This window comes from Micromonospora sp. DT201 (assembly GCF_049841575.1).
Classification (GTDB): Bacteria; Actinomycetota; Actinomycetes; order Mycobacteriales; family Micromonosporaceae; genus Micromonospora.
In genome coordinates, this window is record NZ_JBNCKP010000020.1 from 1 (window position 1) to 10,864 (window position 10,864).

The 10,864-nt window shown below is 73.9% G+C and carries 9 protein-coding genes; all 9 read left to right on the plus strand.

The genetic code is table 11. The annotated features are described in order from the left end of the window. Positions 1-273: 273 nt before the first annotated feature. Entirely contained in the window at positions 274-723 is a 450-nt protein-coding gene (locus ACLQ28_RS26700) for an SAV_6107 family HEPN domain-containing protein (RefSeq protein ID WP_425689020.1), read from the plus strand. 102 nt (positions 724-825) lie between these two features. Next, positions 826-1,551, plus strand: a complete 726-nt coding sequence (locus ACLQ28_RS26705; protein WP_425689021.1) for a hypothetical protein — start codon at positions 826-828, stop codon at positions 1,549-1,551. Further along, a complete protein-coding gene (locus tag ACLQ28_RS26710) occupies positions 1,548-3,161 on the plus strand; it encodes a DNA polymerase Y family protein (RefSeq protein ID WP_425689022.1) in 1,614 nt (537 codons plus the stop codon). Before ACLQ28_RS26705 ends, ACLQ28_RS26710 begins: the two co-directional genes overlap by 4 nt. 168 nt (positions 3,162-3,329) lie before the next feature. Beyond that, a complete protein-coding gene (locus tag ACLQ28_RS26715; RefSeq protein ID WP_425689023.1) occupies positions 3,330-6,740 on the plus strand; it encodes an error-prone DNA polymerase in 3,411 nt (1,136 codons plus the stop codon). A 95-nt stretch (positions 6,741-6,835) separates the two neighbouring features. Further along, positions 6,836-7,012, plus strand: coding sequence for a hypothetical protein (locus ACLQ28_RS26720; RefSeq protein ID WP_425689024.1), 177 nt, complete (start codon positions 6,836-6,838; stop codon positions 7,010-7,012). Continuing rightward, positions 7,009-7,779: a methyltransferase domain-containing protein gene (locus ACLQ28_RS26725; RefSeq protein WP_425689131.1), complete on the plus strand. Its 771-nt coding sequence runs from the start codon at positions 7,009-7,011 to the stop codon at positions 7,777-7,779. Before ACLQ28_RS26720 ends, ACLQ28_RS26725 begins: the two co-directional genes overlap by 4 nt. Next, positions 7,776-8,948, plus strand: a complete 1,173-nt coding sequence (locus ACLQ28_RS26730; protein WP_425689025.1) for an alkaline phosphatase family protein — start codon at positions 7,776-7,778, stop codon at positions 8,946-8,948. The genes ACLQ28_RS26725 and ACLQ28_RS26730 overlap by 4 nt, the downstream gene beginning before the upstream one ends. An 83-nt stretch (positions 8,949-9,031) precedes the next feature. Further along, a complete protein-coding gene (locus ACLQ28_RS26735; RefSeq protein WP_425689026.1) occupies positions 9,032-10,291 on the plus strand; it encodes a DNA polymerase IV in 1,260 nt (419 codons plus the stop codon). Positions 10,292-10,409: 118 nt separating this feature from the next. Beyond that, positions 10,410-10,808 (plus strand): DUF3040 domain-containing protein, encoded by a 399-nt coding sequence (locus ACLQ28_RS26740; protein WP_110564093.1) that lies wholly within the window; start codon positions 10,410-10,412, stop codon positions 10,806-10,808. The last annotated feature ends 56 nt before the right edge of the window (positions 10,809-10,864 follow it).

Genomic DNA, 10,864 nt, shown 5'->3' on the forward strand with positions numbered 1-10,864 from the left:
GCCCGCCGGGGGGGGTGGGGCGCCGCGGGCCGCACCTGGGTTGCGGGGCCGGCGCGCGCCGGGCCCCCCCTGGCAGGCGCGTCGCGCGCCCCCCACCCCCCCGGGGGGGCGCGCGACGCACCCGCCGGTACGCCGGCCGGGTGTGGTGTGGGGAAGCATCCACATCCGGCCGGCCACACCCGGTGCGTCTTCCTCCGCACCACCCGACCTCGGCGTCTCATCGGCGGCACCAGCGCGCCGAGGCGATGCCCCGGCCATGTGGAGGAGACATCCATGCCGACCAACCCGGCTCAGGCACCGACGGTGCCGGCGCATGTGCTGCCGCACCGCACCCCCGCCCAACTCCTCACGTTGGCCCGGCGCGGGCTGGTCGAGGCCAGCCAGACCCGACCTGACGGCCTGCGCTACGCGGCTGCCCACCTGGCGGCGCTGCGCGCGGCGGCTGCTCTGCTTGCCGCCCGTGCCCGGCCCGCGCCGAGTCGGCGCAACCGGATCACCAGCGTCTGGGTCCTCCTCTGCTCCGTCGCTCCGGAGCTCGACGAGTGGTCTCGGTTCTTCGCCGCCGGGGCCAGCAAACGCGCCGCCGCCGAGGCCGGCATCCCCCGGGTGGTCAGCGCCCGGGAGGCCGACGATCTGCTCCGCGCCGCCGAACAGTTCGTCACGGTGGTGGAGACCGCGCTCGGCATGGTCCACCAACCATCCCTGGACGGCCTCGCCGCATGATCCCGCCGTGCCACCGGCCGCCCCGCGGGGGGAGCCGGGCGGCCGGTGACACGGCGTGCAGGTCCTGATCTGATCCACAGCAACGACGGGGGGTTGGTCCCAATGGCGGGCCGCATGGTGGTCGGTTCCGCCGCATTGGCCGATCTGGTGCGCCCGGCGAGCGCACCCGACCCGGTCGGCGGCCACCGGGTGCTGCCGGTGGTGCCCGAGCTGACCGGTCTGCTGCCCAACCGAGGCCTGCGCCGGGGGAGCACCATCGCGGTTGCCGCCGGCCAGCCCCGGCGCAGCGGTGGCACCTCGCTGATGCTGGCTCTGCTGGCCGAGGCGTCCCGGGCCGGCTCGTGGTGTGCGGTGGTCGGTGTGCCGACGTTCGGTGCGGGTGCGGCCGCTGAGCTGGGCATCGCCCTGGACCGGTTGGCCCTGGTGCCGAACCCCGGCCCCGAGTGGGCCACCGTGGTCGCCGCGCTGATCGACGGGGTGGACGTCGTGGTCACCACCGTGCCGGCCACGGTCTCCGCCTCGGTCGCCAGCCGGTTGGCCGCCCGGGCCCGGCAGCGCGGCAGCGTGCTCGTTCCGTACGGCCGGTGGGACGGCGCGGACGTGACACTGCAGGTGGTTCGTGGAGTCTGGGAAGGGCTCGGGCAGGGCCGGGGGCGGCTGCGCCGCCGAGAGGTCACCGTCTCGGCGCGCGGGCGCGGGGCGGCCGCCCGACCCAAGGAGATCAAGGTCTGGCTCCCGGGTGACGAGTTGACCCGGGTGATCCCCCGCACGGTGCTGTCCACCGTGGGCCGACCGGCCGCGCCGCTTGCCCTGGTCGGTCGGGGGTGACTGGTTCGCCGGCACGGACTCTGCTGCTGTGGTGCCCGGACTGGCCGGTGCTCGCCGCCGAGATCGTCGACGGGGTGCCGGCAACCGGCCCGGTCGCCGTGCTGCACGCCAACCGGGTGGTCGCCTGTTCCGAGCGGGCCCGCGCCGAGGGGGTGCGCCGAGGGCTGCGCAAGCGGGAGGCACAGGGTCGATGCCCGCAGCTCACCGTCGTGGAGTATGACCCGGGCCGGGACGCCCGGGCGTTCGAGCCGGTGGTCGCCGCAGTGGAGGAGTTGGTCGCCGGCGTGGAGGTGGTCCGTCCGGGCGCCTGCGCGGTGGCTGCCCGGGGGCCGAGCCGTTACCTCGGCGGTGAGGAGGCGGCCGCCGAGCGGATCATCGAGCACGTCGCCCAGTCGTGCCTGGTGGAGAGCCAGGTCGGCATCGCCGACGGGGTGTTCGCGGCCGGTCTGGCCGCTCGCGCGGGCCGGGTGGTGGCACCGGGCGGGACACCGGAGTTCCTGGCCGGGTTGCCGGTCGAGGCGCTGGGCCGGTCGGCGCTGGCCGACCTGCTGCGCCGGCTGGGGGTGCGTACCCTCGGCGACTTCGCCGCGTTGCCGGCTGGCGACGTGCTGGCCCGGTTCGGGTTCGACGGTGCACTGGCCCATCGGCTGGCCGCCGGGCGGGATCACCGCCCACTCGCCGTCCGGCAGCCGCCAGCCGATCTGACCGTGACCGCCGAGCACGACGAGCCGATCGACCGGGTCGACGCGGCGGCGTTCGTGGCCCGGGCGCTGGCTGAGCAGTTGCACGAGCGGCTGGCCGGGCACGGGCTGGCCTGCACCCGGCTCGGCATCGAGGCGGTCACCGAGCACGGGCAGGAGTTGCACCGGGTGTGGCGGCACGATGGCCTGCTCACTGCCGCGGCCATCGCCGACCGGGTGCGCTGGCAGCTCGATGGTTGGCTCTCCGGCAGCAACGGCCGCACTGGCGCCCGACCGGCTCGACCGACGGCCGGCATCATCCGGCTGCGGCTGATCCCGGACGGGGTGATCGCCCAGGCCGGTCTGCAAGCCGGCCTGTGGGGGGAGACCGGCGAGGAGCGGGAACGGGCACACCGGGCGTTGAGCCGTGTGCAGGGCATCCTCGGCCCGGAAGCGGTGGTCACCGCGGTGCTCGGCGGTGGGCGCTCCCCGGGCGACCAGGTGCGACTGGTGCCGTGGGGCGACGAACGCCTCCCCACCCGCCCCGGCCCGCTGGCCGATGCCGGCGCCGATCCGGCCACCGGCCGGGGTGAAGGCGGGGCTCCGCCGTGGCCGGGACGGCTCCCGGCGCCCGCACCGGCGGTGGTGCTGCCCAGCCCGCTCCCGGCGACTGTGCACGACGCCGTTGGTGAGCCGGTGGTGATCAGCGCGCGGTTGGCGGTGAGTGCCCCACCGGCCCGGCTGGTGGTTGGCACCGGCCAACCGGCGGAGATCGTGGGCTGGGTCGGCCCGTGGCCGGTGGACGAGCGCTGGTGGGCACCGGCCGAAGCCCGCCGCCGGGCCCGGTTCCAGGTCGGCCTCGCCGATGGCACCGCTCTGCTGCTCGCCGTCGAGGCCGGCCACTGGTTGGTGGAGGCGATCTATGACTGAGTTGGCCCTGTCCCGTCCAGGCCGGTCGGCTCGATCCGTGCCGGAGGCGGATGCCCTGGTGAGCGATATACCTGTGAGTCATATTTATGACTCACAGGTATATCGCTCACCGACCCTCTCGTCGGCGGAGCCGGCCGTCGGGATTCGGCTACCCGTGCGGGCGGCGCGATGAGCTTCCACAACCCGAAGATGCCCTGGTCGGAGCTGGAGGGGGTGCTCTCCGGGCGAGGCGGCGGCTCCGGCAGGTCGGACGGCTCCGGCAGGTCGGGCGGGTCCGGGGGCGGGCGGTCGCGCGAGGAGCGGCACCTGCACGTGGTGGACCCGCTCGCCGTGGACGCCGACGGTGGGGACTCCCCGGCCTGGAGCCGCCGGCGCGAGCAGTACCAGCCGCCGGAGCTGACCCGCCCCGACGGCGTGGTGCCCTACGCGGAGCTGCACGCGCACACCAACTTCAGCTTCCTCGACGGTGCCAGCCATCCGGAGGAGTTGGCTGAGGAGGCGGCCCGGCTGGGGCTCACCGCGCTCGCCGTCACCGACCACGACGGCTTCTACGGGGTGGTCCGCTTCGCCGAGGCGGCTCGTACGTTGGGCCTGCCGACCATCTTCGGCGCAGAGCTCTCCCTCGGGCTGCCCGGTCCGCAGAACGGCGAACCCGACCCGCACGGCGCGCACCTGCTGGTCCTCGCGCACGGCCATGAGGGGTACGCCCGGCTGGCCACCACCATCGCCCGCGCCCAGCTGCGCGGCGGGGAGAAAGGCCGCCCGGTCTACGGGGAGCTGGAGGAGGTCGCCGAAGAACTGCGCGACCATGTGCTGGTGCTGACCGGCTGCCGCAAGGGGCACGTGCCGGGGGCGCTGCTCACCGAGGGGGTGGACGCGGCGGCCCGCGAATTGGACCGGCTGACCGCGCTCTTCGGTGCGGAGACGGTGGCGGTGGAGTTGACCGACCACGGTCATCCTGTCGACGCCGACCGCAACGACGCGCTCGCCGAGCTGGCCGCCGAGGCCGGGCTTCCGACGGTGGCCAGCAACAACGTGCACTACGCCAGCCCGGGCCGGCGTCGGCTGGCCACCACTGTCGCCGCCGTGCGGGCTCGACGCAGCCTGGACGAGATCGACGGATGGCTGCCGGCGGCGGCCACCGCCCACCTGCGCAGCGGTGTGGAGATGGCGGCCCGGTTCGCCGCGTACCCGGGTGCGGTGGCTCGGGCCGCGGAGTTCGGCGCCGAGTTGGCCTTCGACCTCCAACTGGTCGCGCCGCAGCTGCCGGCGTACCCGGTGCCGCCGGGGCACACGGAGATGAGCTGGCTGCGGAAGCTGACCGCCGACGGTGCGCGGGAGCGCTACGGGCCGCCGCAGGCGCACCCGGCGGCGTACGCGCAACTCGACCACGAGTTGAACATGATCGAGGAGTTGGGCTTCCCCGGCTACTTCCTGGTGGTCTACGACATCGTCACGTTCTGCCGTGACCAGGACATCTACTGCCAGGGTCGGGGTTCGGCGGCCAACTCGGCGGTCTGCTACGCGTTGCGGATCACCAATGTGGACGCGGTCCGGCACCGGCTGCTCTTCGAGCGGTTCCTCGCCCCGGAGCGGGACGGCCCACCGGACATCGACGTGGACATCGAGTCCGATCGCCGGGAGGAGGTGATCCAGCACGTCTACACCCGCTACGGCCGGGAGCACGCCGCGCAGGTCGCCAACGTCATCTCCTACCGGCCCCGGTCGGCGGTGCGGGACGTGGCCAAGGCGTTCGGCTATTCGCCGGGGCAGCAGGACGCGTGGAGCAAGCAGATCGACAGGTGGGGCTCGGTCGCCACGGTCGACGTCGAGAACATCCCGGAGCAGGTGGTGGAGTACGCCAACGAGTTGCAGACGTTCCCCCGGCACCTGGGCATCCACTCCGGTGGCATGGTGATCTGCGACCGGCCGGTGATCGAGGTCTGCCCGGTGGAGTGGGGGCGGATGCCCGGACGCAGCGTGCTCCAATGGGACAAGGACGACTGTGCCGCGGTGGGGCTGGTCAAGTTCGACCTGCTCGGCCTCGGCATGCTCTCCGCCCTGCACTACGGCTACGACATGATCGGGTCCCGGCTCGACCTCGGTGACATGACCCTGGACGACCCGGAGGTCTACGACATGCTCTGCCGGGCCGACTCGGTCGGGGTGTTCCAGGTGGAGAGCCGCGCTCAGATGGCCACCCTGCCCCGGCTCAAGCCCCGCGAGTTCTACGACCTGGTGGTCGAGGTGGCGCTGATCCGGCCTGGCCCGATCCAGGGCGGTTCGGTGCACCCGTTCATCCGGCGCAAGAACGGCCAGGAGCCGGTGACCTTCGCGCACCCGCTGATGCGCAACGCCCTGGAGAAGACCCTGGGTGTGCCGTTGTTCCAGGAGCAGCTGATGCAGCTCGCCATCGACCTGGCCGGCTTCGACGCTGCCGAGGCCGACCAGCTGCGCCGGGCGATGGGCGCCAAACGGTCCGTCGAGCGGATGACCCGTATCGCCGACCGGCTCTACGAGGGGATGGCCGAGCGGGGCATCACCGGTGAGCTGGCCGACGACGTCTACCGCAAGCTCACCGCGTTCGCCAGCTATGGCTTCCCGGAGAGCCACGCGATGAGCTTCGCCTACCTGGTCTACGCCAGCTCCTGGCTCAAGCGCTACCACCCGGCGCCGTTCCTGGCCGCGCTGCTCAACGCCCAGCCGATGGGCTTCTACTCTCCGCAGACCCTGGTCGACGACGCCCGCCGGCACGGGGTGGAGGTCCGTCGACCGGACATCAACGCCAGCGGGGCGCAGGCGGTGCTGGAGTCCACCCCGGACACCCGGTGGGGCAGCGGGCCGGGGGAGCCACCGCACGCCTGGGGGCTGGGCGGCCCGGCCGTCCGGCTCGGCCTGTCCAGCGTACGGACCCTCGGCGCTGACGTGGCTGAGCGGATCGAGGGCGAACGGACCACCGGTGGGCCGTACCGGGACATGCCTGATCTGGCCCGGCGGGTCGGTCTCACCTCGGCGCAGTTGGAGGCGTTGGCCACCGCGGACGCCTTCGCCTGTTTCGGGCTGACCCGACGGCAGGCGCTATGGGCCGCCGGCGCGGCTGCCCAGGACCGGCCGGGCCGGCTGCCCGGCACGGTGACCGGTGCGGCGGCACCCACGCTGCCCGGGATGGAGGCGGTGGACCGGCTGGTCGCTGACGTGTGGGCGACCGGGTTGTCGCCGGAGAGTCATCCGGCCCGGTTCATCCGAGGTCAGCTCGACGTGCTCGGTGCGGTGCCGATCGCCCGGCTCGGCCGGGTGGAGCCGGGGCAACGGATCCGGGTCGGGGGCATCGTCACCCACCGGCAACGCCCGGGGACCGCGGGTGGGGTCACCTTCCTCAACCTGGAGGACGAGACGGGGATGCTCAACGTCACCTGTTCGCCGGGGCTGTGGCAGCGCTACCGGCGGGTGGCCCGGACCAGCGCTGCGCTTGTGGTCCGGGGGCGGTTGCAGCGGCACGAGGGGGTGACCAATCTGGTCGCCGACCGGCTGGACGCCATCGAGCCGCCGGTCGGCCCCGCCTCCCGTGACTTCCGCTGATGAGTGATCCACATTACGGTTTCCAGCGCCGCTGGGCGGGAGACTCCTCCCCGAGCGGGCAGAGTGGCCCGTGATCCGTTTTAGGGGGAATGACAGTGACGGGCAATCACGCGTACACCGGTGGAATCGCCAACGCCCGGCGGACCCGGCTGGGTGCCGGTTGGGTGCCGTCGCACCTCGCTGACTCGCGTGAGTACGAGGTGACCAACGGCCCGGTGGCCAACGAGCGCCGTTCCCGGGCGGAGGACGAGGTCGAGGGCAACGAGTCCTGACCACTAGGCTCGACCGGGTGGAGCAGACCCAAGGCCGGTTCGCTGGGCCGCCGCTGACACCCCGCACCGCCGTGATCTGGTCGGTGCTCCGCGCCGAGCTGGACCGGCGCGGCGACACCGAGCTCACCGTGCTGGACGTGGGCGGCGGCACCGGCGGTTTCGCCGTCCCGCTGGCCCGCGCCGGGCATCGGGTCACCGTGGTCGACGCCAGCCCCGACGCACTGGCCGCGCTCACTCGCCGGGCCGCCGAGGCCGGGGTGGCCGACCGGATCGCCGCGGTGCAGGGCGACGGTGACGCGTTGGCCGGGCTGGTCGAGCCGGCCGGCGTCGACCTGGTGCTCTGCCACGCCGTGCTGGAGGTGGTCGACGACCCGACACCGGTGGTGGCCGCGCTGGCCACCGCGCTGCGTCCCGGCGGCGCGGCCAGTGTGCTGGTGGCGGGCCGGGCCGCCGCCGTGCTGGGCCGTGCGATGAACGGGCATCTGGACGTCGCGGCGGCGTTGGCCGCCGATCCGACCGGCACCGCCGGGCCACGGGACACTCTGCGCCGGCGCTACGACGCCGCTGACGCCGCCGCGCTGCTCGGCGCCGCCGGGCTGGTGGTCGAGGAGATCCACGGTGTACGCGTGCTGGCCGACCTGCTGCCAGCCGCGGTCGCCGATGGGCAGCCCGCCGCCCTGGTCGAGTTGGAACGTGCGCTGGCCGCCCAACCGCCGTACCGGGACCTGGCCGCCCAACTGCACCTGTTCGCCCGCCGGCCGGCATGAGGGCCGAGCTGGGTGGCGCGCCGTCGCCGATGGAGATCCTCGGGCCGGGCCACGGCGGCGGCCGCATCGCCGACGTGCTGCCCAGCGCGCTCGCCGTGCTGGGCGTGCCCGGCGCGGCCGACCCGCTCGGGCTCGTCCCCGCGTTGGCCGGGGTACGCCGGATCGCCGTGCTGCTGGTCGACGGGCTCGGCTGGTACCAGCTGCCGACCGCCGCGCCGTACGCGCCGACCCTCGCCGGGCTCGCGGCGACGGTGGCTCGGCCGCTCATCGCCGGCTTTCCGTCCACCACTCCGACCAGTCTGGTGTCGCTGGGCACCGGTGTCGCGCCGGGCGCGCACGGGGTGCTCGGCTTCACCGTGCGGGTGCCCGGCACCGACCGGGTGCTCACCCACACCGACTGGGCCGCCGACCCGTCGCCGCTGCATTGGCAGCCGGTTCCCACCCAGTTGGAGCGGGCCCGCGCCGCCGGCGTGACGGTCACCGTGGTGAGCCGGCCGGAGTTCGGCGGTAGCGGGTTGACCCTGGCCGCCAACCGGGGCGGTGACTTCCAGGGCGCCGCCGGCGGGGACGCGGTGGCCGCCGCCATGCTGGCCGCGCTGACCGCCGGCTCCGGGCCGACCCTGGTCTCCGGATACCACGCCGACCTGGACAAGCACGGTCATCTCAGCGGCGTCGACTCGGTGCCCTGGCGGGACGCCGCCACCGAGGTGGATGCCATGCTCGCCCAGCTGGTCGACGGCCTGCCGCCGGACGCGGCACTGCTGGTGACCGCCGACCACGGGCAGCTCGACATACCCGCCGCGCATCGTTTCGACCTGGACACCGATCCTCGGCTGCGTACCGGTGTGCGGGTGGTGGCCGGCGAGGCCCGGGTGCGCTACCTGCACGTCGAGCCGGGCGCGGTCGACGACGTGTTGGCCACCTGGTCGGAGGTGCTGGGCGACGCGGCGCGGGTACGCACCCGCGACGAGGTGGTGGCCACCGGCTGGTTCGGGCCGGTGCCCGAGGAGCACCTGGGGCGGATCGGCGACGTGGTGGCGATCTGCAACGACACGTACGCGGTCATGGCCAGTCGCACCGAGCGGCCGATGGCGTCGAAGTTGGTGGCGTACCACGGGTCGGACACGGCCGCCGAGCTGACCGTGCCGCTGCTGGTCGTGCGCGGCTGATCGGCGGGCGCTGCGGCCGCTTGAGGGTGTGCTGCGGCCGGCTGGCCGCTGATGGTGTCGTACCCCCGGGTTAACCTGCCGGGATGGGCCGCAGCCAGTCGTTGCCCCGGGGTGGGGATCCGCGCTTCGGGCCGGACGCCGACGACTCCGGCAGCCCGATCCTGCACGTCGACATGGACGCCTTCTTCGCGGCCGTCGAGGTGCGCCGCCGACCCGAGTTGCGAGGCCGGCCGGTCATCGTCGGTGGGATCGGGCCGCGCGGGGTGGTCAGCTCGGCCAGCTACGAGGCCCGCCGTTACGGCGTGCGCAGCGCGATGCCGACCAGTCAGGCCCGGGCCCGCTGCCCGCACGCGGTCTTCCTGCCACCGGAGTTCACCGCCTACACGGCCGCCTCCCGGGCGGTCATGCAGATCTTCCGGGACATCACCCCGCTGGTCGAGCCGCTCTCTCTCGACGAGGCGTTCCTCGACGTGACCGGTGCCCGCCGACTCTTCGGGTCCCCGGCCACCATCGCCCGGCTGATCCGCCGCCGGGTCGCCGACGAGCAGGCGCTGACCTGCTCGGTCGGGGTGGCACCGAGCAAGTTCGTGGCCAAGCTGGGTTCCACCCGGGCCAAGCCGGACGGCCTGCTGGTCGTGCCCCCGGGGCAGGTGCTCGAGTTCCTGCACCCGCTGCCGGTGGACGCGCTGTGGGGGGTGGGCGAGCGTGCCGCCGAGGCATTGCGCCGGCTCGGCCTGGCCACCGTCGGTGATCTCGCCGAGGCGCCGGTGGGCATGCTCCGCCGAGCGGTCGGTGCCGCCTCGGCGACGCACCTGCATGAGCTGGCATGGGGGCGGGACCCGCGCCGGGTCAGCCCCGAGCACGTCGACAAGTCCATCGGCGCCGAGGTGACCTTCGACGTCGACGTGGCCGACCCGTTGGAGATCCGCCGCGCGTTGCTCGCGCTCAGCGCGAAGGTCGGCGTCCGGTTGCGGGGCTCCGGGCAGGTCGGGCGCACCGTCGCACTCAAGGTGCGGCTGGCCGACTTCCGCACCGTCAGCCGCTCCCGCACCCTTGACGTGCCCACCGACACCGCCCGCGAGATGTTCGACACGGTCTGGGCGTTATTCACCGCATTGGACCCGGGCGAGCGGATCCGACTCGTCGGTGTTCGGGTCGAAGGGCTCGCACCGGCAGCGGGCGCCCCTCGACAACTGACCCTCGGCGCACCCGAGCGTGGTTGGCGCGAAGCGGAAGCTGCCGCGGACGCCGCTGCTGCCCGTTTCGGGCGGTCCGTCATAGGTCCGGCCAGTCTGATGGGCGACCGTGATCCCCGTCGGAAGGAAAATCCACCCCACCCGTAGGTCGTCCCGCTTTCCGACGCGCGACCCCCCTCGTAGACTTGCGGGTAAGCAGCCGGTTGGCTGCCACGGTCTGTCGGCCCGAGTGGGCCCGACCAACGCGTGACCGGGGAGGAGTGCCGTGCCGCTCTCGGAGCACGAGCAGCGGCTGTTCGAGCAGATCGAGCGGTCGCTTGCCGAGGACCCCAAATTCGCCTCGGCCGTGCGCGCCAGCGATCCGCGCTTCCATGCGCGGCGTCGCCTGCTCGTCGCAGCCGGCGTGATCATCGCTGGCTTGGCCCTACTGGTTTATGGCGCGGTGATCAAGACTCCACCGCTGGCGGTGGCGGGCTTCGTCGTCATGCTGGCGTCAGCCGCGTACGCGGTGCAGTCGCACCGGCGGGCGCAGTCACCCGACCTGCACGTGGTGGGCGGCACGACGAGTCGTCGCCGTCCCCGCGGTGGCCGATCCGGTCGCCGGTCGTCGATCCTGGACCGCATGGAGGACAGGTGGCGGCAGCGCCCGGAGGGGCACCGCTGAGCCAGTCCCGCCGCTGAGGCGGGCTGTACGCCGCGACGAGCGGGTCGCCGGGCGGT

Coding starts and splice junctions, on each gene's coding strand:
- ACLQ28_RS26730 (WP_425689025.1), top strand. CDS start 7,776: ATGAGGGCCGAGCTGGGTGGCGCGCCGTCGCCGATGGAGATCCTCGGG.
- ACLQ28_RS26705 (WP_425689021.1), top strand. CDS start 826: ATGGCGGGCCGCATGGTGGTCGGTTCCGCCGCATTGGCCGATCTGGTG.
- ACLQ28_RS26700 (WP_425689020.1), top strand. CDS start 274: ATGCCGACCAACCCGGCTCAGGCACCGACGGTGCCGGCGCATGTGCTG.
- ACLQ28_RS26715 (WP_425689023.1), top strand. CDS start 3,330: ATGAGCTTCCACAACCCGAAGATGCCCTGGTCGGAGCTGGAGGGGGTG.
- ACLQ28_RS26735 (WP_425689026.1), top strand. CDS start 9,032: ATGGGCCGCAGCCAGTCGTTGCCCCGGGGTGGGGATCCGCGCTTCGGG.